The sequence below is a fragment of the Dechloromonas hankyongensis genome, from assembly GCF_022012295.1.
GTDB classification, from domain to species: Bacteria; Pseudomonadota; Gammaproteobacteria; order Burkholderiales; family Rhodocyclaceae; genus Azonexus; species Azonexus hankyongensis.
This window is the reverse complement of sequence record NZ_JAKLTN010000002.1, coordinates 1,172,960-1,199,644: the sequence shown is the minus strand read 5'-3', so window position 1 is coordinate 1,199,644 and position 26,685 is coordinate 1,172,960. Positions and strand designations below refer to the sequence as shown.

The 26,685-nt window shown below is 60.8% G+C and carries 25 protein-coding genes and 1 pseudogene; 15 read left to right on the top strand and 11 right to left on the bottom strand.

Annotated elements, in window-relative coordinates:
- Positions 1–20: 20 nt before the first annotated feature.
- The 3 genes from dbpA to LZ012_RS14320 all read right to left on the bottom strand — a co-directional run bounded on the left by dbpA (position 21) and on the right by LZ012_RS14320 (position 5,312).
- Positions 21–1,433, bottom strand: a complete 1,413-nt coding sequence (gene dbpA / locus LZ012_RS14330; RefSeq protein ID WP_275711498.1) for an ATP-dependent RNA helicase DbpA — start codon at positions 1,431–1,433, stop codon at positions 21–23.
- 488 nt (positions 1,434–1,921) lie between these two features.
- A complete protein-coding gene (locus LZ012_RS14325) occupies positions 1,922–4,597 on the bottom strand; it encodes a disaggregatase related repeat-containing protein (RefSeq protein WP_275711497.1) in 2,676 nt (891 codons plus the stop codon).
- Between the two features lie 142 nt (positions 4,598–4,739).
- Positions 4,740–5,312 carry a hypothetical protein gene (locus LZ012_RS14320; RefSeq protein WP_275711496.1) on the bottom strand — a complete coding sequence of 191 codons (573 nt, stop codon included), beginning with the start codon at positions 5,310–5,312 and terminating at the stop codon, positions 4,740–4,742.
- A 27-nt stretch (positions 5,313–5,339) separates the two neighbouring features.
- Here LZ012_RS14320 and LZ012_RS14315 point away from each other — a divergent pair.
- The 4 genes and pseudogenes from LZ012_RS14315 to LZ012_RS14300 form a co-directional block, all read left to right on the top strand.
- A pseudogene (locus LZ012_RS14315) lies at positions 5,340–5,521 on the top strand (hypothetical protein); the annotation flags it as partial.
- Positions 5,522–5,653: 132 nt separating this feature from the next.
- Complete coding sequence (locus LZ012_RS14310) at positions 5,654–6,817, top strand: sugar-transfer associated ATP-grasp domain-containing protein (protein WP_275711494.1); 1,164 nt, start codon at positions 5,654–5,656, stop codon at positions 6,815–6,817.
- Positions 6,818–7,354: 537 nt separating this feature from the next.
- On the top strand, positions 7,355–8,509 hold the full coding sequence (gene nosP, locus LZ012_RS14305; protein WP_275711493.1) for a nitric oxide-sensing protein NosP: 1,155 nt from the start codon (positions 7,355–7,357) through the stop codon (positions 8,507–8,509).
- Positions 8,502–9,572 carry an ATP-binding protein gene (locus LZ012_RS14300; RefSeq protein ID WP_275711492.1) on the top strand — a complete coding sequence of 357 codons (1,071 nt, stop codon included), beginning with the start codon at positions 8,502–8,504 and terminating at the stop codon, positions 9,570–9,572. The genes nosP and LZ012_RS14300 overlap by 8 nt, the downstream gene beginning before the upstream one ends.
- A gap of 16 nt (positions 9,573–9,588) precedes the next feature.
- Here LZ012_RS14300 and LZ012_RS14295 read toward each other — a convergent pair whose 3' ends face one another.
- Positions 9,589–10,041, bottom strand: a complete 453-nt coding sequence (locus LZ012_RS14295) for a YaiI/YqxD family protein (protein ID WP_275711780.1) — start codon at positions 10,039–10,041, stop codon at positions 9,589–9,591.
- A gap of 8 nt (positions 10,042–10,049) precedes the next feature.
- The gene (locus tag LZ012_RS14290; RefSeq protein WP_275711491.1) at positions 10,050–11,030 is read right to left on the bottom strand and encodes an MBL fold metallo-hydrolase; all 981 of its coding nucleotides are present in this window, start codon (positions 11,028–11,030) and stop codon (positions 10,050–10,052) included.
- Between the two features lie 154 nt (positions 11,031–11,184).
- On the opposite strand from LZ012_RS14290, the gene LZ012_RS14285 reads away from it, so the two are divergent.
- Positions 11,185–12,459, top strand: coding sequence for a right-handed parallel beta-helix repeat-containing protein (locus LZ012_RS14285; protein ID WP_275711490.1), 1,275 nt, complete (start codon positions 11,185–11,187; stop codon positions 12,457–12,459).
- Between the two features lie 15 nt (positions 12,460–12,474).
- On the opposite strand, the gene asd is transcribed toward LZ012_RS14285, so the two are convergent.
- The 3 genes from asd to LZ012_RS14270 are packed head-to-tail and all read right to left on the bottom strand — an operon-like array spanning position 12,475 to position 15,536.
- Complete coding sequence (asd, locus tag LZ012_RS14280) at positions 12,475–13,323, bottom strand: archaetidylserine decarboxylase (protein ID WP_275711489.1); 849 nt, start codon at positions 13,321–13,323, stop codon at positions 12,475–12,477.
- A gap of 31 nt (positions 13,324–13,354) precedes the next feature.
- Positions 13,355–14,329, bottom strand: coding sequence for a 23S rRNA (adenine(1618)-N(6))-methyltransferase RlmF (rlmF, locus tag LZ012_RS14275; RefSeq protein ID WP_275711488.1), 975 nt, complete (start codon positions 14,327–14,329; stop codon positions 13,355–13,357).
- A 46-nt stretch (positions 14,330–14,375) separates the two neighbouring features.
- Positions 14,376–15,536 carry an NnrS family protein gene (locus LZ012_RS14270; protein WP_275711487.1) on the bottom strand — a complete coding sequence of 387 codons (1,161 nt, stop codon included), beginning with the start codon at positions 15,534–15,536 and terminating at the stop codon, positions 14,376–14,378.
- Between the two features lie 168 nt (positions 15,537–15,704).
- Between LZ012_RS14270 and LZ012_RS14265 the strand changes: the two genes are divergently transcribed.
- The 4 genes from LZ012_RS14265 (at position 15,705) to LZ012_RS14250 (ending at position 19,281) form a co-directional block, all read left to right on the top strand.
- Positions 15,705–16,952 carry a nitronate monooxygenase gene (locus LZ012_RS14265; RefSeq protein WP_275711485.1) on the top strand — a complete coding sequence of 416 codons (1,248 nt, stop codon included), beginning with the start codon at positions 15,705–15,707 and terminating at the stop codon, positions 16,950–16,952.
- A 120-nt stretch (positions 16,953–17,072) separates the two neighbouring features.
- Positions 17,073–18,251, top strand: coding sequence for a porin (locus tag LZ012_RS14260; RefSeq protein ID WP_275711484.1), 1,179 nt, complete (start codon positions 17,073–17,075; stop codon positions 18,249–18,251).
- Positions 18,252–18,253: 2 nt separating this feature from the next.
- Positions 18,254–18,691, top strand: a complete 438-nt coding sequence (locus LZ012_RS14255; RefSeq protein ID WP_275711483.1) for a hypothetical protein — start codon at positions 18,254–18,256, stop codon at positions 18,689–18,691.
- Positions 18,692–18,840: 149 nt separating this feature from the next.
- On the top strand, positions 18,841–19,281 hold the full coding sequence (locus LZ012_RS14250) for a CBS domain-containing protein (RefSeq protein ID WP_275711482.1): 441 nt from the start codon (positions 18,841–18,843) through the stop codon (positions 19,279–19,281).
- On the opposite strand, the gene LZ012_RS14245 is transcribed toward LZ012_RS14250, so the two are convergent.
- The 3 genes from LZ012_RS14245 to LZ012_RS14235 all read right to left on the bottom strand — a co-directional run bounded on the left by LZ012_RS14245 (position 19,275) and on the right by LZ012_RS14235 (position 22,082).
- Positions 19,275–20,006, bottom strand: coding sequence for a tRNA pseudouridine(65) synthase TruC (locus LZ012_RS14245; RefSeq protein ID WP_275711481.1), 732 nt, complete (start codon positions 20,004–20,006; stop codon positions 19,275–19,277). The genes LZ012_RS14250 and LZ012_RS14245 overlap by 7 nt on opposite strands.
- The gene (locus LZ012_RS14240; protein WP_275711480.1) at positions 19,999–20,982 is read right to left on the bottom strand and encodes an HpcH/HpaI aldolase/citrate lyase family protein; all 984 of its coding nucleotides are present in this window, start codon (positions 20,980–20,982) and stop codon (positions 19,999–20,001) included. Before LZ012_RS14240 ends, LZ012_RS14245 begins: the two co-directional genes overlap by 8 nt.
- A 113-nt stretch (positions 20,983–21,095) precedes the next feature.
- Complete coding sequence (locus LZ012_RS14235) at positions 21,096–22,082, bottom strand: malate dehydrogenase (protein ID WP_275711479.1); 987 nt, start codon at positions 22,080–22,082, stop codon at positions 21,096–21,098.
- 200 nt (positions 22,083–22,282) lie between these two features.
- On the opposite strand from LZ012_RS14235, the gene LZ012_RS14230 reads away from it, so the two are divergent.
- The 6 genes from LZ012_RS14230 (at position 22,283) to LZ012_RS14205 (ending at position 26,655) form a co-directional block, all read left to right on the top strand.
- Positions 22,283–23,035, top strand: a complete 753-nt coding sequence (locus tag LZ012_RS14230; protein WP_275711478.1) for a GntR family transcriptional regulator — start codon at positions 22,283–22,285, stop codon at positions 23,033–23,035.
- 137 nt (positions 23,036–23,172) lie between these two features.
- The gene (sdhC, locus tag LZ012_RS14225; RefSeq protein WP_275711477.1) at positions 23,173–23,559 is read left to right on the top strand and encodes a succinate dehydrogenase, cytochrome b556 subunit; all 387 of its coding nucleotides are present in this window, start codon (positions 23,173–23,175) and stop codon (positions 23,557–23,559) included.
- Positions 23,556–23,903 carry a succinate dehydrogenase, hydrophobic membrane anchor protein gene (gene sdhD, locus LZ012_RS14220; protein ID WP_150427861.1) on the top strand — a complete coding sequence of 116 codons (348 nt, stop codon included), beginning with the start codon at positions 23,556–23,558 and terminating at the stop codon, positions 23,901–23,903. Before sdhC ends, sdhD begins: the two co-directional genes overlap by 4 nt.
- Before the next feature lie 2 nt (positions 23,904–23,905).
- Positions 23,906–25,690, top strand: a complete 1,785-nt coding sequence (gene sdhA / locus LZ012_RS14215; RefSeq protein ID WP_275711476.1) for a succinate dehydrogenase flavoprotein subunit — start codon at positions 23,906–23,908, stop codon at positions 25,688–25,690.
- A 12-nt stretch (positions 25,691–25,702) separates the two neighbouring features.
- Positions 25,703–26,413: a succinate dehydrogenase iron-sulfur subunit gene (locus LZ012_RS14210; protein WP_275711475.1), complete on the top strand. Its 711-nt coding sequence runs from the start codon at positions 25,703–25,705 to the stop codon at positions 26,411–26,413.
- Positions 26,413–26,655 (top strand): FAD assembly factor SdhE, encoded by a 243-nt coding sequence (locus tag LZ012_RS14205; protein ID WP_275711474.1) that lies wholly within the window; start codon positions 26,413–26,415, stop codon positions 26,653–26,655. The genes LZ012_RS14210 and LZ012_RS14205 overlap by 1 nt, the downstream gene beginning before the upstream one ends.
- The last annotated feature ends 30 nt before the right edge of the window (positions 26,656–26,685 follow it).

Below are 26,685 nucleotides of genomic sequence, written 5' to 3'. Positions count from 1 at the left end.
AACTCAGTTCATTACCTACCCTACAGCGCCCGCACTTTCACCGTCTTGCCCTTGACCTTGCCGGCGGAGAGTTTGCGTACCGCGTCACGGGCGAGGGGGCGGGCGATGGCGATGTAGGTGCTCTGGTCGGTGACGGTGATCTTGCCAACCTGTTCCCGCGTGAATTTCTGTTCTGTGCCCGCTTCGCCGGTCAGCGCGCCGAGCACGTCGCCGGGGCGAATCTTGTCCTTGCGCCCGCCGAGCATCAATAGCGTGGCCATCGGTGGCACCAGCGGCGCCTCGCTGTCGTGGCGCAATTCGCCCAGGTTGGCCCATTCCAGTTGGCAGTTCATCTGCTGGGCGATGGTCGCCACGCGGCGCTTGTCGCCCGGGCCACACAGGCTCAGGGCCCAGCCGTCCTGGTCGGCGCGGCCGGTGCGGCCAATGCGGTGGATGTGGATTTCCGGGTCGGGCGTCACGTCGACATTGATCACCGCTTCCAGCTGGTCGATGTCGAGGCCGCGCGCCGCGACATCGGTGGCGACCAGCACCGAGCAGCTGCGGTTGGCGAACTGGATCAGCACCTGGTCGCGCTCGCGCTGCTCCAGGTCACCGTTCAGGGTCAGCGCGTGGATGCCTTCGTGGCGCAGCACGTTCAACAGGTCGCGGCATTGCTGCTTGGTATTGCAGAACGCCAGCGCGCTCACCGGGCGATAGTGCTTGAGCAGCGTGGCCACTGCCTGCAGGCGCTGGTCCGGCTGCACTTCGTAGAAGCGCTGGCGGATTTTGCTTTCGGCGTGCTGTTCGAGCAGTTTGACTTCCTGCGGCTGGTGCAGGAACTGGCTGGCCAGTCGGGCGATGCCTTCCGGGTAGGTGGCCGAGAACAACAGCGTCTGGCGCTCCTTCGGGCAGCGCTTGGCGACGTAGGCGATGTCGTCGTGAAAGCCCATGTCCAGCATGCGGTCGGCTTCGTCGAGGACCAGCGTGGTCAGGTCGTTGAGCTTCAGCGTGCCGCGTTCCATGTGGTCCATGATGCGCCCGGGTGTGCCGACCACGATATGGACGCCGTTTTCCAGGCTGGTCGCTTGGTGGCGTAGCGCAGCCCCGCCGACTAGCGGTAGCACCTTGATGTTTTCCTCGAAGCGGGCCAGGCGGCGGATTTCCTGCGTCACCTGGTCGGCCAGTTCGCGCGTCGGACACAGCACCATGGCCTGCACGGCGAAGCGTTTCGGATTCAGCTTGGCGAGCAGGGTGAGGCCGAAGGCGGCGGTCTTGCCGCTGCCGGTCTTGGCCTGGGCGATCAGGTCGTGGCCGGCCAGCGCGAGCGGCAGGCTGGCCGCCTGGATCGGCGTCATGGCCAGATAGTTGAGTTGCTGCAGGGTGGCCAGCATGGCCGGTGGCAGCGCCAGGTCGGCGAAAGACGTGCCAGCGGTGGGGATCGCGGGGGCGCTCATCGGGCACTCAATTCTTGCGCTTCATAGTCAGCCCGGCTTGCGCTGGGGCAGGCAGGGCTGGCTGTCGGTTTCCGGTTTTCGGCTTGGACGGGATGCATCTGGGGAACCTCTGAAATGCGTTTTGAAGTGCAATGGGAAAGGGCGCGCCGGGGATGGCAGCGGCGGGCCAACATAATACGATGCCGGGGGGCATTCCCCCCGGAATGAAAGTGTCGCGGTCGGCCAGACCGCAACCGGGCTCTGGCCGGCCGCATCGTCACGGTGCTGGAGTATATGGAGCAGATCAAGCTGGTGAACGCCAAGGCGGCCGAAGTCTATCTCTAGATGAACTTCGACAAGATCCAGGACTTCGTCGAAGTCGCGGCGACCGTAAAGATGTAATTCGCGACAAGCGAAGCGTACTGCGTGTAGTTCGCCAAAAGCCCCAGTCGGGAAACCGGCCGGGGCTTTTTTGCGGGATCGGGGAACGGTATGCGTGACGGCTGGATTTATGGCACGACGAAGCCGGAGGGGCCGATGAACGACTTAGCAACAACTAGGTTGGAGAAGTAGACGGTCATTGGCGAAACTGCCGCCAGGAGGCCACCATGGTAGAAGTTGAGCCACACCGAATCGAGCTTGATGTTGCGTGCTCCGGTAGGATTTCCCGGCCAGTGCCGCACGCGGAAGTCAGTCTTTTCGAAGGCCAGCTGACCATTGATCCAGGTGCGCAAGATGCCGTCCTTATTGCCGCTGCCGTCGGCATTCACCGAATTGAGCTTGACGTAGCTGTCGATCACGAACCAAGTGTTTTTCGGAACGATGCCGAGCAGGCCAATACGCCAGTCGAAGATCGATCCCTTGGCCTCTGGCTGGTCGGCCCAGTAGCTGTAGTAATGAAGTCCCCGGTAACCGGCAGCAATGAGCGGGTTCGGCGTCCAGCCCGAACACGGCGTCGTGCTCTCGCAATCCGACGCGATGAAACCGCCACGGGCGCTCCAGCCGTTGGTGCCGTTCGAGGTATCACCGCCATTTCCCGCGTAGGTCGGCGCGTCAGGCCGAATCCAGGCGCGGCCCGTTGCCGGATTCGTAGCGAGGTACTGGTAAAAACCGTTGATCGGTATGGCGAGGTAATTGCGGCGAATATAGGTGCCGTCGAAACCGAAGGGAAATTTGCCGCCCATCGAATCGAAGGCTGTGCCGATCCGCGCATACGTGCGTATGTAGAGCTCTTCCGGTTCGTAACCAAGATTGGACCACAGGGACCAGCGGCCAAAGTCGCCGCCGAAGCCACCGGCTGGAATCGTCATCTTGTAGGCTTTTACACCCGGAGCAAGCGGGCGATAGTTCGGTTCCTGGGGATCAGTGTCACCGACGATGCTCCGATTGTTCTGGATTGTAGGGTCGCCGCCAGCCCACCACCAGCCGCGAAGATGCATGTCCAGATTAGGGAAACGCTCGACAAAAAGAATGTCGGCATGTCGCTCGATGCCTTCGTCGCGCGGAAAGAGCGCACCGATCCCTGTTCGTACCGGAATTGGTGTGAAGGTTTCGGTGAGGTCGACCGGGTATATGCCGAGAAGTGCTGAGCCTCCTCCGTACTGCGTTGTGGTCGACGTCATGTACAGGGTCGCGCTTTGCACAGTGCCGGTGATCTTGCTCAGGTCAAACCACAGAGCAATCCGCTCGTTCGTTCCCACCGTCATGATGGTTGCGGCATTGCCGCCGGGTGTCTGCGCCGATGTGGACAGGATGGCATCGGCCCCGGCACTGACGGTGTAAGTCTGGACCGACGTCTGTATTCTAAGTATTGGACGCTTGTTCGAATCGGCGGATTCACGGCTGAAATACTGGCCAATAGCCGGCCCGGAAATGGTCTTGACTATCCAGCCACGGTTCGGAATGCGGCCGGCGAGAGCGCTTTGATGCTGGCGGACCAAGTCTGTCACGTTGAAGGCCAATACCTGTTCGACATCTTTGTCGACAATGGTCGACGTTGCCCACGGGGTCGGTCCTTGCAGGACACGAGCCGCGTCGCTCCAATCGCCGCCCGCGTGCTTCCATGGAACGCTAATATTTCCACCCATCATGTATAGCCAAGTAGCTCCGCTATAGATCGAATCGGATACGCGCAAGGCCGTTTCTGGAATGATCGGAGGCTGACCGGGCGTTGGTGGAACTGGCGGGGCCGTCGGTGTCCGGATCGTTGCAGCACTTGATTGGGCGGAAATATTGCCAGCCTTGTCGAGTGCTGAAACCCGATAGTTATAGGTTGTATCGGCGGCAAGTGCGTTGTCGTTAAAGGCTGTTAGCGCCGTTTCGCCGACCAGAGCTCCGTCGCGGAACACTCGATAGCTAGTGACAGCCACGTTATCTGTCGAGGGGCTCCATGTGAGGTTAATCTGCGTCGGTGAGGCAGCCACTCCGGAAACAGCAGTTGGAGGGGAAGGCGCAGTCGTGTCAGGGGGCGGGACTGATGGTCCGGGAAGCGAGGTTTGCGGGAGGTCGACTGACTGAATGCCGATCGTTCCGGTGTCTCCCCCGTACTGCGTGGTGGTAGAGGTGAGAGTCAACGTGGCGCTAAGGATGCTGCCGCTGACTCCCGACAGATCGAACCAGAGCGCGATCCGTGATCCGGACTCGACCGACATCGCAGTGGCGGTGTTGTTGACTGGCGTCTGCGCCGACAAAGCCATCCAGGCATCTGCTCCTGCATTGAGCGTAACGGTCCCCGTACTCGTCGTTACCTTCAGTTTTGGCCGTTTCAGCACATCTCCATACTCGCGGCTGTAGAAATAGCCGAGCGCTGTGCCAGACTGCAGCCAGGCGATCCAGCCTGCGTTGGGTAATTGATCGCTACCAGTGGATTTGTGGCGACGGACCAGTTCGGTAACGTCGAAATTAAGAATCTGCTCCCTGTCGAAGTTGCTGATCGTCGCGCTCGCCCACGGCATGGTGCCCTGAAGCACGAGATTACGATCGCGCCAGTCGCCGCCCGGGTTTCGCCAGGCAATACTGTTCAAACCGGAGACCACCTTCAACCAAGTCGTACCGTCGGTCGTTGAATCGGAAATATGCAGCGGACTAACGGGAGGCGTGCTCGACTGTCCCACCGCCGTACCGGCCATCATGATCAGTACAAATGCAAGAAATCCGGCAAATGAATTGCAAATCCGATATGACATTAACGACTCCGCGTCCGGAACTGCCGAAGTGGGCAGTTCAAGGCGTAACACATTTTGATTTTCGTCCCGGGTACTTATGGAAACCGAATTTCGACAAAATCGAGACTTCCATAGAAAGACCACACGCGTCAGGGATCGGTTCCTAGTCCAATCGGAAGGGGGCGCCATAGTTTTTGGCTCTGCGTCCCACCCGGTGCATTGAACGGGCGAGTGATCTGGTTTGATCTGCTATGTTGCGATGGTTAAATTGACCGGCTACGGCACGGTGACCATAATCTGGATGCAGCTGCCGAAGCACTTTCTCGCTTTTTGCCGCACATGCAATTGCCACGATGCCTGGATTGACTATGATCGTCGGCGTGAGCGACATTACAGCCATGTTTGTTGGCTTGTTTTTATCATTTCTGTAGATTTTGTGTCTATTGCCGATGGAGAGTCGAATGGGCGCAGTGGGGCAAATTCGTCCCGGGCATTCCGTAGCAAAGAGCGCCGAAGAGGTCGTTTCGGGTTCTATGCTGAGGTGACGCAGCCGGAGACGGTGGTTGTGCTGGTTTTCTGCTACAGCAACTGCGATCTCCACTCCCTTGCCGAGGAAAATGAATCGCCGCTTTGCCATTGTCATGGTTGTCGGCTGCACCACCGCAGCAAAATCGGGCCGGCCGGTTACTAGGGGCACAGCCTGTCGGGATGATTTTTCTCGGCTTCCGCGCGCCATGTTGGTGCTGATCTCGACACGATGGCTCTCAAGGTCGAGCAGGCTTTCGACCTGTCCGATACCGACGCCGAGCGTTCCGCCGCCGCTTGTGCCGTCGCTCTGAACAAGGAGCCGATGGTCGAGTGCATGCGTTCGAATATCACTCTGATGAAGTGGATGATCGCCGAAGGCAGGATGCCCGTACCCTGAAGCGCCGCATCGCCGCCATGTGCGCCCTAGCCGGCCGGATCGTGCCGGCTGGCCTCTCGTCGAAGTGCTATTCAACGCCTTGCCGTGAGATAGAACACGGCATCATGCATTATGATGTGAGACTATTCATTGACTGCAACCGCGGGGAAGTCATGAACCAAGCCAATACCATTCAGGGGCGCCTGATCACGTTCAAGAACTGGCAACGGATGGCCGAACAGCAGACCGGCAAGAGCGCTCTGCGGCAGATACGAGAAATCCTTGCGTTGCGCAAAATGGGCGGCCGTTGTGGCCTAAGTGACTATTACTGGTACAAGCTTTACGATGCAGCCTACCTGAATGGCCGCGGCGTTCAGGATTTTCTTGGCTGGCGCCTGCAGGCGCAGGTGAGCTTGGCACTGAATCCTCGCCACGTGGTACTGCCGGCCTGGGACAAGATAGTGTTTATGACGCTTGCCGACTCCGTTGGGCTGCCGGTCGTCCCGACGGCAGCTACCTTCAAGGCATGCGCCCGTCTGCCTGGAATCTTTGGCAAGCATCTGCGGACACGCGACGAGGCTGCAGAATTCCTGCGTGATCCGTGTGTCTATCCACTGTTTGGCAAGCCGGCCTATTCGCAACAAGGCTACGGTAGCGCTTATATAGATCGATACGAGCCGGCACTGGACCGGCTGGTACTGCTCGATGGAGGGAGCATTTCCGTCGAAGAGTTCCTGAAGCGTCTAGATACCACAGTCGATTATCGCTATCACCGTCCGGAGTGTGGCTACCTGTTCCAGCGACCATTGCGGTTGGCCGAGCCAATCGAAAGTCTGACTGGCTGGAAAGCTATCTGTGGTGCGCGCGTCATCTGCCTCAACGGGCCCGAGGGCTCAATGCCACTGAGGGCAATCTGGAAGATTGCTGTGCCGCCCAACCATGTCGACAATTTCAGCCTCGGTAAATATGGGAATCTGCTGGCTGACATCGACCCGAGCAGCGGCAGCATTTCCCGCGTCATCGGGGGGTTGTGGCCGGAAACGCACTTGCTCGGTGAACATCCAGTGTCGGGCAATCCATTCACAGGTTTTCGACTCCCAGACTGGTCAGCGGTGATCAACTACTGTCAGATGATTGGCCAGATGATTCCGATGATGCGTATCCAGCACATTGATTTCGCCTTTTCAGACAGCGGTCCGCGCGTCCTTGAATTAAACGATATCGGAAGCACCGAACTCGCCCAGTTGCACGGACATGGATTGCTGACTGAAAGCGCTTGTCGTTTCATCAAGCGTTTCGGCAACGCCGATACCTATTCCTGGATCAAAGGGCTATAAGCGAATTGGAAGCAACGCTATCTGCAATAAAGAAAGTCTTGATTGAGGTCTCGAGCGGCTGCTGCGGTGTTTATCTAGTAGGCAAATGCTCTCGCCGCTATCGCTATCTGTAGAGCTTCGAGTCTGTGGGGAGAGGCAACCGCGTTGCAAGAGCAAGGCCATGTACCTCATACTCAGATATGCTTAGCGTTGGAGGGAACTGCATCGGCTTCGTTGATACTCAACGCAACGCCAGCGTTCCACTGGGCCATCACCAGCACTCCGCGGTTGTCTCCTATTTCGGATACGCAGTTACCCATTTCGTGATCCGCATCAAGATGCTCCGGCCCTGGCCTAGAGGTGCTGCCGTCGCCCCACAATAAGTAGCAGATGGGCGAATGCATGATTTTCGCATAACTACATACACTTCGGCCAAATCAAGCGCTTCGCTGGCATGGGCGATATTCCAGGCTCGTTGGTTGGCTTATTTTTGTCATTGCTGTAGATTTTGTTCGGGCTGGTTGACAGGCCGACTGAACCGTAAATGAGGAGAACAGAATGGGGGCAGCAGGGCTGATTCGTGCCGGGCATTCCGTAGCCAAGAGCGCTGCGGAGGCTGTCGCGGAGTTCCACAACCAAGTGATCCAGCCGGAGACGGCCTTGGTGCTGTTTTTCTGTTCCAGCAACTACGATCTCGATCCTCTGGCCAAAGAAATGAACCGCCGCTTTGCCGGGGTCACGGTGGTCGGCTGCACCACGGCGGGCGAAATCGGGCCAGCCGGTTACCAGGAGCACAGCCTGTCCGGGATGAGCTTTTCCGCCTCGGCCTTCGTCGCCGAGGTTGGGCATATCGATAATCTCCACGCCTTCGAAATCGCTGCCGGACGCGACTTTGCCGAGCGATTGCTCGAGCGGCTCGAAACGCGGACCTACGAAGGGTATTCGCGGAATAGCTTTGGGTTGCTGCTGATCGACGGGCTGTCCCTGCGCGAAGAACCGGTGACCCATGCTTTGCAGGACGGCCTGGGCGCCGTCCCGATGATCGGCGGCTCGGCCGGGGATGACCTCAAGTTCGAGCGGACGTGGGTTTTCCATGACGGCGCCTTCGCCACCGACGCCGCCGTCCTGGTCCTGATGTCGACACGGCTACCTTTTCATATCATCCGGACTCAGCATTTTGTTGCCGACAGCGAGCGCCTAGTCGTCACCGAAGTCGATGCAGCGAAGCGGATCGTCCACGAAATCAACGGCCTGCCTGCGGTGGACGAGTACGCCCGCCTGATAGGCGTGACGCCGGAACAACTGACGCCCAGCCATTTCGCCACCTGGCCGGTCGTGGTCATGATCGACGGGACCGATTTTGTCCGGTCGATTCAGCATTCCAATCCGGACGGCAGTCTGACCTTCTATTGCGCCATCGATGAGGGCGTCGTCTTGCGCGTGGCGCATGGCGAAGGGCTGCTCGAGAAGCTGGAGGCCACGTTCATCACGCTGGAGGACGAATTGGGCGAACTGGAGGGCACGCTGGTCTGCGACTGCATACTGCGTAACCTCGAAATTGCCCGGAAAGACCAGAAGGCAGCGGTTGGCGACGTCTTCCGGCGCTATAACGCAGTCGGCTTCAGTACCTACGGTGAGCAGTACGGCGGCGTACATATCAACCAGACCTTGACCGGCATTGCCATCGGCAGCGGGAAGCCGCGCCATGGCTGAGACCGCGGCCCCCGGTGACGAAGCCGCCCTGCGGGCGGAGATCGTTCGCCTGAACAAGATCGTCCAGTCCCTGATGAACCGCGCCGAGCGCGAGGCAGGGACCAAGCAGAGCAATTTTGGCCTGTTCCAGGATGCCGTGATGCTCGAGAAGCAGGTCCAGCGGCGCACGGCGGAACTGGAGGCGGCGCTGCGCGAGAACGAGCGCATCAACCGGGACCTGACCGACGAACGGGAAGAGCAACGGGTCCTTATCAAGAAACTCGAGGAAGCACACAACCAGCTGCTGCAATCCGAGAAACTGGCGTCGATCGGCCAGTTGGCTGCTGGGGTCGCGCACGAGGTGAATAATCCGATCGGCTTCGTCAATTCGAACCTGGGCACGCTGAACAAATACATCACCAAGTTACTGTATCTGCTGGATCTCTATGAAGCCGTGGAGAACGAGGTGCCGTCGGCTTCGCGCGAGCGCATCACGGCGTTCAAGGTCGAGATCGACCTGCCCTTCCTGCGCGACGACATGGTGGACCTGATCGGCGAATCGATCGAAGGCACTGCACGGGTGCGCCGCATCGTCCAGGATTTGCGCGACTTTTCCCGGCCCGGCGATTCGGAATGGCAGGCCGTCGATATCCATGCCGGGCTGGAAAGCACACTCAATGTGGTGTGGAACGAAATCAAGTACAAGGCCGACGTGGCGCGCGACTATGCCGACCTGCCGATGGTCGAATGCCTGCCGTCGCAATTGAACCAGGTCTTCCTGAATCTGCTGGTCAATGCTGCCCAGGCGATTCCCGGGCGCGGCGTCATTACCCTGCGCACCCGCCGCGAGGGCGAGCACGTTGCGATCAGCGTGCAGGACACCGGTTGCGGCATGCCGCCGGAAATCCGCGACCGGATTTTCGACCCTTTCTTCACCACCAAGCCGGTCGGGCAGGGGACAGGCCTGGGGCTTTCAGTAACTTACGGCATTGTCGAAAAACACGGTGGCCGCATCGAGGTGGCGAGCGAACTCGGCCAGGGAACCACCTTCACCGTTCGGCTGCCGGTCCGGCGAGCGACCTAGCTTCGGCCGGGGCGGATCAGGCGACGGGGATCTGGGCCAGGAACCGGTCGAGCTGGTTGGCGAAAGCCTGGCGGTCAGCCTGACTGAAGGCAGAAGGGCCGCCCGTCTCGATCCCGGCGCTGCGCAGTTCGTCCATGAAGTTGCGCATGGTCAGGCGTTCGCGGATGGTGGCCGTGGTGTACATCTCGCCGCGCGGATTGAGAGCGTGCGCGCCGCGTTCGATGACCAGCGCCGCCAGCGGGATGTCGGCAGTGACGACGAGGTCGCCGGCCGCCACTTGCGCAACGATGTGCGCGTCAGCCACGTCGAAGCCATGCGCCACCTGGATGGCGCGGATGAACTTCGACGGCGGCGTGCGCAGCATCTGGTTGGCGACCAGCGTGGTCTGGATCTGCCGACGCTCGGCGGCGCGGTAGATGATTTCTTTGATGACGCCCGGGCAGGCGTCGGCATCGACCCAGATTTGCATCGTCATCCTTATTTCGACAGCGGGGCGAATTCGGCCGGCACCCAGGCGTAGCCCTTGGCTTCCTTGCGGACGTGGCCGATGCCAGGGAAGGGCAGGTGCATGCCGGCGACCATCAGTTTTTCCTGGGCGGCCCGGTGGAAAATGCGCTTGCGGGTGGCGACGGCCTGTTTCTGATCGACGTCGAATTCGATGGCGACTTCCGGACGGGCGAACTGCACCGCATGGTTGTGCACCAGGTCGCCGAGGATGAGCAGGCGCTGGTCGTCGCTGTGGATCAGGTAGCTGGCATGGCCCGGCGTATGGCCGTGGGTGTCGACGCTGGTGACGCCGGCCAGCAACTCGCGGTCGCTGTCGAAGGTCTTCCACTTGCCGGCGGCGAGGTAGGGGGCGGCGGCGTCGCGGGCCATCTTGAAGAAGCCCTGGGCTTCCTTGGGGGCCTGGGCGGCGACGCTTTCGCTCAGCCAGAAATCGTTGTCGGCCTTGGCCGACCACACCTCAGCCCGGGCGAAGACACGCTGGCCGTCGGCGCTGACCAAGCCATTGACGTGGTCGCCGTGCAGGTGGGTGATGAGCACGGCATCGACCTGTTCCGGCGTGTAGCCGGCGGCTTTCAGGTTGTCGACGATGTTGCCGAGGCTAGGCCCGAACAGCTTGGCGGCGCCGGCGTCGACCAGGATCAATTGGCTGCCGGTGTTGATGAGATAGGCGTTGACCGCCGTCTGCACCTTGGGGCCTTTCAGGAACTGGCGAGCGAGCAGGTGCTGGATGTCGCGGGTGGTGATGCTTTTCAGCAGCTTCTCATCGAGATCGATGGCGCCGTCGTAGAGGGCGGTGACTTCGAAATTGCCGAGCATCAGGCGGTAGTAGCCGGGCACCTGCACCTTTTGCTGCGGGGCCTCGGCGACGGCAAAACCTGAAGCAAATACAAGAACGGCTGCGATGAGCAGGCCGCGCAAGGCGTTGTGTGCTGAGAATGAGGCGCGGGTCATTCAACTCTCCTGAGGGTTGGGGGATACCGGATAGAGTCCCCTCTTGGGCCGGAAGACGAATATTGCCACGTAGGCGTCGGTTGACAAATGCATCTCGGCACCGTTTCATGCTCGTTCCCCTGATTTGCTTGTCATTGCTGCTGAGGAGTCCGCTATGCACCAATCAATCGCAGGTCGCCTGTCCCTCGCTTGTCTGGTGCTATGGCTGGTGTCCGGTAATGCTGCCTGGGCGCAAGTGAGCGATAAATTGCCGCCGTCGCCGGATTACCTTGGCGAAATTCGCCGAGGCGTGGATGGCCGTCTGGTGGCACGTCCCGAGGCTGCTGTCGCCGTACAGGCTCTCGTTCCGGCGACCATGATTGTCGGCCCGGGTGAGAAAGTTGCCTCGGTTACCGAAGCCGCTAAACTGGCGCGTGACGGTGAGGTGATCGAAATCCGCCCGGGGCTGTATCGCGGGCAGCCGGCAATCTGGACGCAAAACAACCTGCTTATCCGGGGGAGTGGCGAGCGTCCGATCATGGTGGCCGACGGCAAGAGTGCCGAAGACAAGGCTATATGGGTAGTACGCGGTGGCAAGGTGCGGATCGAGAATATCGAATTCCGTGGAGCCAGAGTGGCGGATCTCAACGGCGCCGGCATCCGCTTCGAAAAGGGAAGCCTGACCGTTCGCCGGTGTGCCTTTTTCGATAACGAGATGGGTATCCTGACGGCCAGTGCTCCCGAACTGCTGGAAGTCCTCGACAGCGAATTCGGCGATGCTCCGAGACACAAAGGATCGCTGCATCACTTGCTCTATGTGGGGACCATCAGCAAGTTCATTCTGCGTGGCAGCCGCTTTTCCAACGGTTACCTCGGCCATCTGGTCAAGTCCCGCGCCCGGGAGAACCACATTCTCTACAACATGCTGGTCGATGGCGCCGGCGGCAAGGCTTCCTACGAGTTGGAGTTCCCTAATGGCGGTATCGCCTACGTGATTGGTAACACTATCGGGCAGAGTGCCGGGACCGACAATCCACGCATGGTTTCCTATGGTGCCGAAGGCGCGCGCTGGCCGGAGAATGCCTTGTACATGGCGCACAACACGCTGATCAACGATGCCTATGCCGGAACCTTTGTCAGCGTGTGGACGGAAAAACTAGGCGTCCCGGCAGAAGTCTGGCTGCTCAATAATCTGACGGTTGGCGCGGGTGACATGCCTAGACCTGCACAGGGTCGCTTTGACGGCAACAGGTCGGTGGGTCGCAGTGAGCTTGTTGACTATGGTGGCGTTCCTCTGAAACTGACCAACCTGTCGCCATTGCGCGGCGCGGTCCGACCGCCAGGTCAGGCACCGGGCATGGAGTTGTTGCCCGACGCCGAGTTTATCTTTCCGGCGGGTACTCGCCAGGTGCATCCGGCCAGTTCTCTTGTGCCGGGGGCATTTCAATAAGCGAAAGGGTGCTGGTCAGTCAGCTTGCCGGCCCATGGCCTCGCCCATGCGGATGGCGCCGGCCGGCGCCCAGTCCGGGTTGAAGGCCAGCGTGTTCTTCGGGAATAGCATGACAACCGTCGAACCGAGCAGAAAGCGGCCCATTTCGTCGCCTTTTTTCAACACGATGTTCTGGTTGTCGTAGCGCCATTCGCGCACCACGCCCGGGCGCGGCGGATTGACCGTGCCGTGCCAGACGGTGGCCATGCTGCCGACGATGGTGGCGCCGACCAAGGTCAGCACGAAGGGACCGCCGGCCGACTCGAAAACGCAGACGACGCGCTCGTTGCGGGCGAACAGGCCGGGCACGCCGCGCGCCGTGGTCGGATTGACCGAGAACAGCGCGCCGGGCACGTAGATCATCCGCATCAGCTTGCCGTCGCAGGGCATGTGGATGCGGTGGTAGTCGCGCGGACTCAGGTAGAGCGTCGCGAAACTGCCATTTTCGAATTGCGCGGCCAGTTCGCGGTCGCCGCCGACCAGGGCGGTGGTCGAATAGCTGTGGCCCTTGGCCTGGAAAATCTGGTCGCGCGCGATGGGGCCGAACTGGCTGATCGCGCCATCGACCGGGCTCAGGAAATCCGCCTCGGCGAAAGGCCGCGCACCGTCCTTGAGCGGACGGGTGAAGAATTCGTTGAAGCTCTTGTAGCTGGCGATATCCGGGTTGGCCGCCTCGGCCATGTTGACCTTGTAGCGTTCGACGAACCAGCGGATGACGCTCGTCGTCAGGCTGCCGGCCTGCGCCGAGGCCAGCTTGCCGGCGAGCACGGTCAGGGCCTGCTTGGGAATCAGGTATTGGGGCAGAACGGCGAGACGGTCGGACACGGATATGAATCCCGGCTAGGAAAACCGGCGATTATACGGGTTCGACGGTCGGCGCAGTCGGATCGGGAGCCTGCGACCAGCGCTCGCGCCGCCACTTTTCGCGCTCGCCGTTGGCACAGAAGGTCCACGCCACCAGCCGGCTCTGCTTCTGGCCCTGTGTCATCGGCATGATGCGCGATTCGACGACTTTCGCCTTTTTCAGTGCGGCTTCGATATGCACGATGTTGTCGGCTTTCGAGACCAGGCTGGTGAACCACAGCACCCGCTTGGGAATGCCAGCGCTCTGCTCGATCATCAATTTGACGAAGGCGCGTTCGCCGCCGTTGCACCACAGTTCGGTGCCGCCGCCGCCGAAATTGAGGCGAGGCTGGGCCGAGCCCTTCTTGGTGCCCGGCTTGCCCAGGTTGTTCCATTTACGCTGGCTGACGGCGAGCACCTCGTCCGGCGAGTTGTGGAACGGTGGATTGCAGATGCTCAGGTCGAAGCTTTCCCCGGAGCGGAGCAGGCCGGTGAAGATGTTGTCCCACACCGGCTGATGGCGCAATTCGATATCGGCCACCAGTTCCGGGTTCTTGCCGAGGATGGCCTGGGCATTGGCCAGGGCGGCCTCGTCGATGTCGGTACCGAGGAAGGACCAGCCGTATTCGGCGTGGCCGATCAGCGGATAGACCAGGTTGGCGCCAGTGCCGACGTCGAGGACGCGCACGCCGGGGCCGGTCGGGATGGTTTTCCGGTTGCAGGTGGCGAGCAGGTCGGCAACGCTGTGGATGTAATCGGCCCGGCCGGGAATCGGCGGGCACAGGTAGCCGGCGGGAATGTCCCAGCCCTTGACGCCGTAGTGGTGCATCAGGATCGCCCGGTTCAGCATCTTGACGGCGGCCGGGTTGGCGAAGTCGATGCTGGTCGTACCGGCCGGCGTCGTCTTGATGTGCTTGGCCAACGCGGCCGACGTGGCCGTCAGGGCGGCAAGATCGTAACCTTCGGCATTCTTGTTGCGGGGATGCATGCGGCGATTCCTTGAAACGGGGCGCTATTGTCCCATGGCTGGCCGCTCAATGCTCCTTGCCGTCGATGCGCGGCTGCATCAGCATCGGGATGTAGCGCCAGGCAATGATGCCGAAACTCAGCAGCCAGCAGGTGGCCGCCGCGTGGATGCAGGCCAGATAGGCGCCGGGGACGAACTGCGGCACGACGACGCGGACGGCCAGCGCGATGAGCATGATGTAGAGCACGGCGCGGTCGAGGCCGTCGAAAACCACCTTGCGCCCGGTATGCCCCTTGGAGATGCGCATGATCATGGCCGGGATGACGCTACCCATGGCGCCGAAGGTAAACAGATGTACCGACACCGAGCCGATCCATACGAAATTGATCACGTGGCCGAGGGCCTCGATCAGCAACTGGCCGACGATGGCCAGATAACCGACGTACATGATGCCGATGTCGATGCGCTTGAAGGCCAGTTGGGGCTTCCAGAAGGCGAAACGGATGAGCAGCAGCACGGCCAGCGCCAGCGACAGGGCGGCGGTCAGCGGGCGGGGCAGGGCAAATTCGAAGACCAGCAGCAGGCCGAGCAGCTTGATCGGCATGTCCAGCTTCGGCTGGCGCAGGATCTGGGTCTGGAAGGCGGCCTTCATGAAGCCGGTCAGCGTGCGTTCGAGCATGACCAGGAAAGCCAGGCGGAACAGGGCGATGGCCATGCCGTAGCCGGCCGTGAAGTCGTTGCCGTAGAGCATCAAGTACTTGGCGAACAGGAAGGCTGGCAGCATGACCATGAAGAAGGCGTTGTCGCGATAGCTGTCCTGGCTGCGGTAGCGGATCAGCGTCCACAGCAGCATGAGGGCGATGCTTCCGAGGAAGGCGTTGTTGGCCAGCATGGCGAGCGGCAAGGGCAGGCCGCCGCCAAAGCTCATGGCCAGCCGTTCGACGATCCAGGCGCCGGCCAGCAGCATCAGGGCAGGGCCGTGGTAGCCGCGGATATTGACCCAGTTCTTGGTCGAGGTGAGCAGGAAGCCGCCGAGCACGGCCCAGCCGAAACCGAAGAACATCTCGTGGGCGTGCCACTGCACGGAGGTGAAGGGGGCAGCGGGGGCCGGCAGGCTGCCGCTGAAAATCAGCGCCCAGGCGACAGGCAGGATCATGCCGGCCAGGCAGGCCAGGATGAAGAACGGGCGGAAGCCGACGAGCCAGAGCGGGTGAGTGTGTGGAAACATGGCGAACCATTGGCCGGGTTGTGCATCGAAGTGACAAGTTTAGCGACACTCTGGTTCGGCAAACTTGATTTATACCGGGCTTGTCACGCATCGCGCCGCACAATGGCGTAAAATCCTACCCTTGGCCGAAGGTGAGGGGTTGTTCGGCTGGTTTCGATAAGGACAAAGATGAAGCGTGTGGATGATTTCCGCTTGCGGCTTGGCAAGCATGAGCTCGTGCCGATCATGATCGGCGGCATGGGAGTTGATATTTCGACGGCCGATCTGGCCCTGGAAGCAGCCCGTTTGGGCGGCGTCGGGCACATTTCGGATGCGATGATCAACACGGTCTCCGACCGTCGCTATGAAACCAAGCACGTCAAGGAAAAGCTCGCGCTCTACAAGTACAACGTACTGAACGAGGACAAGTCGTCGGTCAAGTTCGACCTCGGCCGCCTCGAAGAAGCGACGCGTCTGCACGTCGAAGCCACCATGGCTCGCAAGCAGGGCACCGGTCTGGTCTTCATCAACTGCATGGAAAAGCTGACCATGAACGCGCCCAAGGAGACGCTCAAGGTCCGCATGTCCGCCGCGCTCGATGCCGGCATCGAAGGTATCACGCTGGCGGCCGGCCTGCACCTCGGCTCCTTTGCGCTGATCGAGGATCATCCGCGCTTTCGCGACGCCAAGCTGGGCATCATCGTGTCGTCGGTGCGTGCCCTGCAGCTGTTCCTGAAGAAAAGCTCGCGCACCAATCGCCTGCCTGACTACGTGGTCGTCGAAGGCCCGCTGGCTGGCGGCCACCTCGGCTTCGGCATGGACTGGGCGCAATACGACCTGGCGACCATCGTCACCGAAGTCATCCGGTACCTGAAGGATGAGCATCTCGATATTCCGGTCATTCCGGCTGGCGGCATCTTCACCGGTTCCGACGCGACGGGTTTCCTGGAAAACGGCGCCGCCGCCGTCCAGGTGGCCACCCGCTTCACGGTGGCCGAAGAGTGCGGCCTGCCGACCGACGTCAAGCAGGAATACTTCAAGGCCAGCGAAGAGGATATCGAGGTCAACCAGATTTCGCCGACCGGCTATCCGATGCGCATGATCAAGAAGAGCCCCGGCATCGGCGATGGCATCCGTCCGAACTGCGAAGCCTACGGCTATCTGCTCGACGCCAGTGGCAAGTGCGCCTACATCAGTTCCTACAATCGCGAGGTTGCCGAGCATCCGGGGGCACGCAAGGTTCAGGTCTGGGACAAGACCTGCCTGTGCACCCACATGCGCAACTTCGACATCTGGACCTGCGGCCAGCTGACCTATCGCCTGAAGGATACGACCCTGCGTGCCGATGACGGCAGCTATCGCATTCTTTCAGCCGAGCACATTTTCAAGGACTATCAGTTCAGCACCGATAACAAGATCGCCTTGCCGGAAGCATGAGCGACTAGGGAGTGCGGCCGGCCCTGGGGCGGCCGCAATCGGGCGCTCGGCCCGATGATGTTTTGGTTACGGATGGTCACGCGGGCTGTGCCGATAGTGGAGCGAAAAATAAGGGGAAGGATGTTCGGCGTTGCCGTGGCCGTTTGCGCCGCCTTGCCGCTTCCCGCCCTTGCCGCCGCCTCGGAAAGCGACTCGGGCTTTCGCCTGCACGGCTTCGGCACCGTGGGCATGGCGCGGACGACCAGCGATGAACTCGAGTTCGTCCGCGATCTGTCGCAGCCCAGCGGCATCAAGAAGCACTGGGATGGCCGCAACGACAGCGTTTTCGGCTTGCAGGGCGAATGGCAGGCCACGCCGCAACTGTCGGCGGTCGTTCAGGCGACGGCCAAATACCGCTACGACCGTTCGTACAACCCCGAGATCGCCTGGGCCTATGTCCGCTACGAACCGGCGCCGAGCGTAACGCTGCGCCTCGGCCGTCTAGGGACCGAATTCTTCATGCTGGCCGACTCGCGCTGGGTCGGCTATTCCTACCTGACGGTCCGCCCGCCCGGCGATTATTTCTGGTATCTGCCGTTCTACAGCATTCACGGCGGCGACGCGGCCTATTCGCTGTCGCTCGGGGAAAGCCTGCTTCGCTTCAAGGCCTTCTACGGCAATTCGGATGGCAAGATCCCGCTGGCCGACCGGCAGTGGGACATCAAGGGCTCCCCGATGACCGGGGCGTCGGTCGAATACCAGTTTTCGTCCTGGCAGGTCAGGGCCAGCTACGCCAATATCCATTTCAAGAACGATTTGCCGCTCGCCGGCGTTCTGCAGGCCTATTCGCCCGATCCGTCCGCTTCAGAAAATTTCCTGGCGACCAGGAACAAGCGCAGCGACTACTATTCGCTGGGGGTGGTCTACGATCAGGGGCCGCTGCAGGTACAGTTGATGCTGAACCGCATCGAACAAGGCAGCAATGCACTGGAAAGTTCTGAAGGCGGTTACGCCCTGGCCGGCTACCGGGTGGGCGATGTAACGCCGTATGTCGGTTATTCGTGGGTTCGTTCCGAGCAGCGGAACAAGGCAGGGCGCTACGCCATTGAGGCCAAAATCATGGCCGATTCGCACGCCGACCAGAAGACGAATATCGTCGGCATGCGTTGGGACCTTGCCCGAAACATGGCGCTTAAGGCACAGTGGGATGGTATTCGTGGCGAAACCACTTCGATCTTCCCCTATCGCAATGACCCGGCCACCGGCCGTTGGTCAGGGAGCATGGATGTCTACTCCCTGACTTTCGACTTCATCTTTTGACCATGCCGATCCGTCGCCTGCTCCTGCTCTGCATGACCTCCTGGCTGCTGCTCCAGCCGGCGGCGGAGGTGCGTGCCGAGCTGGTGGTCGTCGTCAATGCACGCTGCGGCGTGGCCGCGATGACACGCAACGAAGTGATCAATGCCTTTTTCGGGCGTAGCCGCCAGTATTTCAACGGGGTCGAAACGCAGCCGGTGGACATGGTCGATACGCATCCGGATCGGGCGCGTTTCTACGACGCGCTGGTCGGCAAGGAATTGTCGGAAGTCAATGCCTACTGGTCCCGGCAGGTGTTTTCCGGGCGCCTGCAGCCGCCGGTCAAGGTCGGTACGCCGGAAGAAGTCCTCAAGTGGGTTGTCTCCCATCCGGGCGGCATCGGCTTCGTCGAGTTGTCCAAGGCCGATGCCCGCGTCCGCGTGGTGTATGAATTGCCGAAATGAGTTGAGGTTTTATTGAACATTGAGCTGATCGGCATGGTCATCATCTTTGTGACCATTGCAATTATTGTCATTAAGTCGCGATAATCTTTTTACCGCTGCATCCTGCATGATGGGAGCGCGTTACAAATTTAGACGACAAGGAGACAATCATGACCAGAAGAATGATCAGGAACTTGCTCGATGGCCGAAGTCTGGTCACGGCAACCAAGGACATGACCGTACGGGCGGCCTGCCGCCTGATGACGGACAACAAGATCGGCGCCCTGCTGGTCGTCGAGAATGCCCGGATCGCCGGCATCTTCACCGAGCGCGACGTCCTGAACAAGGTACTGTCGGCGGGGCTTGATCCGGATTCGACTCAACTCGAGAAGGTGATGGCGAGCGACCCGCAGACCATCAATATCGACAAGCCGCTGGCCTACGCCTTGTACATGATGGCCGAGGGCGGCTTCCGCCACGTGCCGGTGGTCGATAAAGCCGGTACGCCGGTCGGCATGGTTTCGGCCCGCGACGCGCTGGGCCAGGATATGGTCGATCTGGAGCGCGAAATGAAGCATCTCCAGGAGCTGGAGACCTCTATCGGTTACTGACCGCCAGGCCAGCCGAAACGCGCCAGCAGCGCGGCGAAATCGCCCGCTACTGGCGCTTTTATTTGTAGTCGCTCACCGCTGTCCGGGTGGTCGAATACCATGCCGGTGCAGGCCAGCAACAGGCGCCCGCAACCCAGCTCCTCGGCGAAATAACGGTTATGCCGGCCTTTGCCGTACGTGGCATCCCCGATGATCGGGTGGGAAATGTGCTTCAGGTGGCGCCGAATCTGGTGCCGTCGTCCGGTTACCGGCTCGAGTTCAAGCAAGGCATAACGGATGCTGGGGTAACGATCGATCGCCACCGGCAGTTCGATTTCCGCCAGTTTGCGAAAATGCGTCAGTGCCGCCTGGGCCTCGGTGCTGCTGTCGCTGCCCTGGAATTCGTAGGCGTCACGCTGCCGCGATAGCGGGTGATCGATGCTGCCGCTGGTCGGCGGATGGCCGCGGACAACCGCCCAATAGCGCTTGTCGATAGTGCCCTGTTCGAACTGCTGGCCCAGCCGCCCGGCGATCTCCGGGCTCAGGCCGAAGAGCAGGATGCCCGACGTGCCGCGGTCGAGCCGGTGCGCCGGCCATACCCGCCGGCCGATCTGGTCGCGCAGGATCTGGATGGCGAAGCGGGTTTCGTGGCGGTCGATTTCCGAGCGGTGGACGAGCAGCCCGGGCGGCTTGTCGATCACGACGATGGACTCGTCGCGATAGAGGATCGGCAGTTGCTCAGCCAAAGAAGCGGCTCTTCGCCTCGGTCTGAATCGTCATGCCCGTGACGTGGGCACGCTCGAGCAACTCCCAGTAGTAGCGGTAGGAGGCGCGGTCGTGCAGCTTGCCGTCGTGCTGGATCGGGCCCCAATCCTTGTCCTGGGCGGCGATCAGGATTTCGGCAGCGGCCTGTACCTCGGAAAAATCGGGTCGCATGGCTTCAACGATGGGCACGATCTGGTTGGGGTGGATGCTCCACATGCGCAGATAGCCGAATTCCCGCCGGGCGCGCTGTGCATCGTTGCGGATGGTTTCGATGTCCTTCAGTTCGGTCGTCACGTTGTGCGACGGCACGGCACCGCAGGCCAATGCGGCGGCGCTGATTTCGCACTTGGCGCGGGCGACCAGCGGGTGCTCGAACTGACCGGGGCTTTTCATCGCGCTGCCGGGAATGGCACCGTGATGGCCGGAAACGAAATCCATCAGGCCAAAATCGAGGCTTTCGACCCCGGGCAGGGCGGCGATTTCCCACACTTCGCGCAGTGCGCCATGCGTCTCGATCAGGACATGCACCGGAATACGGCGTTCTATGCCGAACTTGCGCTCGATTTCGCGCAAGGCTTCGATCTGGACCTGGACATCCCCGGCGCTGCACGGCTTGGGCAGAGTGATGAAGGGCAGGCGGTTGCCGGCGATACCGACCAGGATTTCCATGTCCTGCTGCCAGTGGGGGTGTGTGACGTCGTGGACGCGGGCGCCAACCCGGTGGAAACGGTTGTCATCGCTCATGATCACCGCAGCGGCCATTTCGGCATGCTCGCGTTCGGCACCGGCATGGGCACCATCTTCGCAGTCGCAGGTGATGTCGAAAATCGGCCCCAGTTCGTTCTGCAGTTGCAGGGCCTTGCGCATCAGTTTTTCCGAACCGGCGTAGTGATCGACGGCGGGCAGGACCGGGAAGGGCTTTTCGCCGGCAAAGAGAACGGCTTTCGGATGGCGCATGCTGGTTGTTGGAGTCGGGTTGGTAGGGTTTGAGCCAAAAACAAAAGGGCCGCGGTATTTTACCGCGGCCCCTGATTTTGCTAACTGCTAATAACTAGCAGCTAATGACTGCCTTACAGCATGTCCTTGACGGCTTCTGCTTCGTCGGTCAGTTCCTTGAGGGTGATGTTGATCTTCTCGCGGCTGTATTCGTCGATTTCCAGGCCTTGGATGATCTTGAAGGAATTGCCCTTGCACTCGCACGGGAAGCCGAAGACGATGCCGGCCGGAATGCCGTAGGAACCGTCGGACGGAACGCCCATGGTGACCCAGTCGTTGGAGCCGAGGACCCAGTCACGGACGTGGTCGATGGCGGCGTTGGCAGCGGAAGCAGCGGAAGACAGGCCGCGGGCTTCGATGATGGCGGCGCCGCGCTTGCCGACGGTCGGCAGGAAGACGTCGTTGTTCCAGGCGTGATCGTTGACCAGGGCCTTGACGTTGTCGCCGTTGGATTCGCAGTTGCGGTAGTCAGCATACATCGTGGGCGAGTGGTTGCCCCAGACGACCAGCTTCTTGAACGAAGAAACGGTGCGGCCGGTCTTTTCGGCCAGTTGCGACAGGGCGCGGTTGTGGTCCAGACGCAGCATGCCGTGGTAGTTGTTCGGGTTGGTGCGGCCAACCTTCTTGGCGGCAGCAGCAGCGATGTAGGCGTTGGTGTTGCACGGGTTGCCGACGACCAGAACCTTGACGTCTTCCTTGGCGTTCTCGGCAATGGCCTTGCCCTGAACGGTGAAGATGGCGCCGTTGGCGGTCAGTAGGTCGGCACGTTCCATGCCCTTGGTACGGGGGCGGGCGCCAACCAGCAAGCAGACGTCGGCATCCTTGAAGGCGACGTTCGGATCATCGGTGGCAACCATGCCGGCCAGCAGCGGGAAGGCGCAGTCGTCCAATTCCATCATGACGCCCTTGACGGCTTGCTGAGCCTGCGGCAGGTCGAGCAACTGGAGAATGACCGGCTGGTCTTTGCCGAGCATTTCGCCGGAGGCGATGCGGAACAGCAGGCTATAACCGATCTGGCCGGCGGCGCCGGTAACGGCAACGCGCATGGGGGCTTTGGACATAAATCGCTCCTGTATTGAAAAGCGTGGTTGAAATTGTGCGGGTCTTTGTTTGTCCGGCTTCGTTTTGACCTTGCGTGGTTAGCCGGAACAACAGATTGTCGATGTTAGAAGTTCGGCGTTTCCCTGTCAATTCATCATCTGTCTTATATAAGACAACTTTTCGTGGACGGTCTGCCCGAAATGTGCTGAAATTTCGGCCCATGACTCGCGACGCTTCCCGTCCTTCCCGCCCCGCTTCGCCGACCTTCAGTCCGCTCTATCGCCAGATCAAGGATTTCCTGATCCGCAGTCTCGAGCAGGGCGAGTGGGGGCCGGGTGATGCCATTCCCAGTGAAGGCGAGCTGGCGGTGCGTTTCAGCGTCAGTCAAGGCACCGTGCGCAAGGCGATCGACGAGATGGCGGCCGAGAATCTTCTGGTCCGTCGCCAGGGCAAGGGGACTTTTGTCGCCACGCACAGCGATCCGCGTTCCTTTTATCGCTTTTTGCGGCTGGTTCCCGATAACGGCAAGGCAATGCCGACCGTCAGCGATCCCTTCTACTGTGAATCCATCGCTGCGACACCTGAGGTAGCCGCTGCGCTGGGCTTGAAGGCGGGTGATCGCGTGCTGCTCGTCAAGCGTTTGTTGCGCTTCGACGGCGAGCCAGTGGTTTTCGATGAAATCTATCTGGCGGCCGATCTGTTCGATGGTTTGACCCTCGAACGCCTGCGCGGTGGTGACCGTTCGCTGTACAGCCTGTTCGAAAGCGATTTCGGCGTTCGCATGATAAATGCGGAAGAGCATTTGCGGGCGGTGGCGGCGGATGCGCAAAGTGCGGAGCTGTTGGGGGTTGGTTCGGGTGATCCGCTTCTCCTTGTTGAGAGGACGGCTTACACCTATGGCAATAAACCGGTGGAGTGGCGTCGCGGGCTGTATTGCACGCGGCATCATTATTACCGGAACGATTTGGGCTGAGAGAGAAATCATGCTTTCGGATTAGGTCGTAAAGCGCCCGGAGTGGCGTCTTTGGCTTGGTTTTGAATGTATAATTACCGTTCTTTTCAAACCACGTACAAGCGGATAACCGCATCTTTACGCGAGGGATGACGTTCATGGCAGAAATGACCATCAAGAAACGTCCAAAAAACTTGGACTTGACTACAATCAGGCTGCCGTTGCCTGGCAAGGTTTCAATTCTTCACCGCGTCAGCGGTGTTGGCTTGTTCCTCTGCTTCCCGGTAATGCTCTGGCTCTTCGGCGCCAGCCTGGGATCTCCTGAAAGCTTTGCCTCCTTCAAGGCAGTTGCCGGCATGCTGCCGGTCAAGGTCATTCTGGCCGGTTTGCTGTGGGCATTTGTTCACCACTTCTGCGCCGGTATCCGTTTCCTGCTGCTCGACCTGCATGTCGGTATCGAGAAGGAGGCTGCCCGCCAATCCGCGGCTGTCGTCTTCGCTGTCAGCATCCCGCTGACCCTGATCCTGTGGGGGGTTCTGCTGTGATCAATCGTATCGTTGTCGGTGCCCACTACGGTCTGAAGGACTGGATCGCGCAGCGCGCCACCGCCGTCATCATGGCCGTCTATTCCGTGCTGATCGCCGCAGTGCTGCTGGTCGTGCGTCCGGGTACCTTCGAAGCCTGGCAGGGTATTTTTGCCAATGGCGTCATCAAGTTCCTGACTTTCCTCTTTTTCGTCAGCCTGTTCTACCACGCCTGGATTGGCGTGCGTGACATCTGGATGGATTACGTGAAACCGACCGGCCTGCGCCTGTCCCTGCACGTTCTGACCATTGCTGCTCTGGTGGGTTACACCGCGTGGGCTGCTGCGATTCTCTGGAGGCTGTAAGCGTGAGTATTCCTGTTCTGAAGTTTGATGCGGTCATCGTCGGTGCCGGTGGCGCCGGTCTGCGTTCCGCGATCCAATTGTCCGAAGCCGGCCTGAAGACGGCCGTGCTGTCCAAGGTTTTTCCGACCCGCTCGCACACCGTTGCAGCGCAGGGCGGTGTGGCCGCTTCCCTGGGTAACTCCGAGGAAGATCACTGGACGTGGCACATGTACGACACCGTCAAGGGTTCCGACTGGCTCGGCGACCAGGACGCCATCGAGTTCATGTGCAAGAAGGCCAACGAAGTGGTCGTCGAGCTCGAGCACTACGGCATGCCGTTCGACCGTACCGACAACGGCAAGATCTATCAGCGCCCGTTCGGCGGCCACATGTCGAATTTCGGCGAAAAGCCGGTGCGTCGTTCCTGCGCGGCCGCTGACCGTACCGGTCACGCCATGCTGCACGCCATGTACCAGCGCAACGTCAAGGCCAACACTCAGTTCTTCGTCGAATGGATGGCTCTCGACCTGATCCGTGACGAAGAGGGACACGTCCTCGGCGTCACCGCCATGGAAATGGAAACCGGCCAGGTTGTCATCTTCCACTCCCGTGCCACCATCTTCGCGACCGGCGGTGCCGGCCGTATCTTCTACTCTTCGACCAACGCCTTCATCAACACCGGCGACGGCCTGGGCATGGCGGCGCGTGCCGGCATCCCGCTCGAAGACATGGAATTCTGGCAGTTCCACCCGACCGGCGTGGCCGGTGCCGGCGTGCTGATCACCGAAGGCGTGCGCGGCGAAGGCGGCATCCTGCGTAACTCCAGCAAGGAACGCTTCATGGAGCGCTACGCCCCGAACGCCAAGGATCTGGCGTCGCGTGACGTGGTTTCCCGCGCCATGGCGACCGAAATCAAGGAAGGCCGCGGCTGTGGCGTCAACAAGGACTACGTCCTGCTCGACATCACCCACCTCGACCCCGCCACCATCATGAAGCGCCTGCCGGGTATCCACGAAATCGGCCTGCAGTTCGCCGGTGTCGACTGCCTGAAGGAGCCGCTGCCGGTCGTTCCGACCTGTCACTACCAGATGGGCGGTATTCCGACCCACTACTCTGGCCGCGTCGTGATGCCGCAAGGTGGCGATATGAATGCCGTCGTTCCGGGCTTCTATGCCGGCGGCGAATGCGCCTGCGCCTCGGTGCACGGCGCCAACCGCCTCGGCACCAACTCGCTGCTCGACCTGCTGGTCTTCGGCAAGTCGGCCGGTGACTCCGCTGTCGAAGATCTCAAGGCCGGCAAGGCCCACCGCGAACTGCCGAAGGACGCCGCCGACAAGTCGCTGGCCCGTATCGCCGCCATCGACAACCGCAAGGGCGGTGCCAATGTGCATGAAACACGCCTGGCCATGCAGCGCACCATGCAGGATCACGCCGGTGTGTTCCGCTTCGGCGATATGCTGAAGCAGGGCGTCGAGAAGATCCTCGAAGTCGAAAAGGCCGCTCGCCAGCTCGAGATCAAGGACAAGTCGATGGCCTGGAACACGGCCCGTACCGAAGCCCTCGAAATGGAAAACCTGATCGAAGTCGCCAAGGCCACGATGATCTCCGCCGAAGCCCGCAAGGAATCGCGCGGTGCCCACGTCCGCGACGACGCGCCGGATACCGCGGAATTCCCGAATGGCCGCAACGATAAGGAATGGCTGAAGCACACGCTGTTCTCGCCGGTTGATAACTCGATCACCTACAAGCCGGTGAACATGCAACCCCTGACCGTCGAGCCTGTTGCGCTCAAGACGCGCTCGTACTAATTGGAGTCCAGAATGAGCAAACGCATGGTTCAATTCAGCATCTATCGCTACGATCCGGACAAGGATGACGCGCCGTACATGCAGGATATCTCGGTCGAAATCGAACCGACCGACCGCAAGCTGCTGGACGCGCTGACCAAACTGAAGGCCAAGGACGACACGATTTCCTATCGTCGCTCCTGCCGTGAAGGCGTCTGCGGTTCCGACGCCATGAACATCAACGGCAAGAACGGCCTGGCCTGTCTGACCGACATCGACAGCCTGAAGCAGCCGATCGTGCTGCGTCCGCTGCCCGGCCTGCCGGTCATTCGCGACCTGATCGTCGATATGACTCAGTTCTTCAAGCAGTACCACTCGATCAAGCCGTACCTGATCAACAACGATCCGGCTCCGGAACGCGAGCGTCTGCAATCGCCGGAAGATCGCGAAGAACTGAACGGCCTGTACGAGTGCATCCTGTGCGCCTGCTGCTCCACGTCCTGCCCGTCGTTCTGGTGGAACCCGGACAAGTTCGTCGGGCCGGCCGGCCTGCTGGCCGCCTACCGTTTCATCGCCGATACGCGCGACCAGGCCACCAACGAGCGCCTCGACAATCTCGAGGACCCGTATCGCCTGTTCCGTTGCCATACCATCATGAACTGTGTTGACGTGTGCCCGAAGGGTCTGAACCCGACCAAGGCCATCGGCAAGATCAAGGACATGATGGTTCGCCGCGCCGTCTGATGGAGCGGGCGGACTACGAACGCCTGCGCTGGCGCTGTATCCGTCGTGCGCTTCTCGAACTCGACATCACGCTGACGCGTTTTCTCGATGACGGGTTTGACAAGCTGACCGACGAGCAGCAGCAGGTGTTCGTGGAATTGGCCGATATGGAGGATCACGAGCTCTGGTACTGGCTCAGCGGCAAGACCGAGTGCGATGATCCTCGTTTCGCGCCTATCGTGGCGGCGATTCGTAAGAGTTGAGTAAGGTTTATGTTCTAACTTTGGAACGTT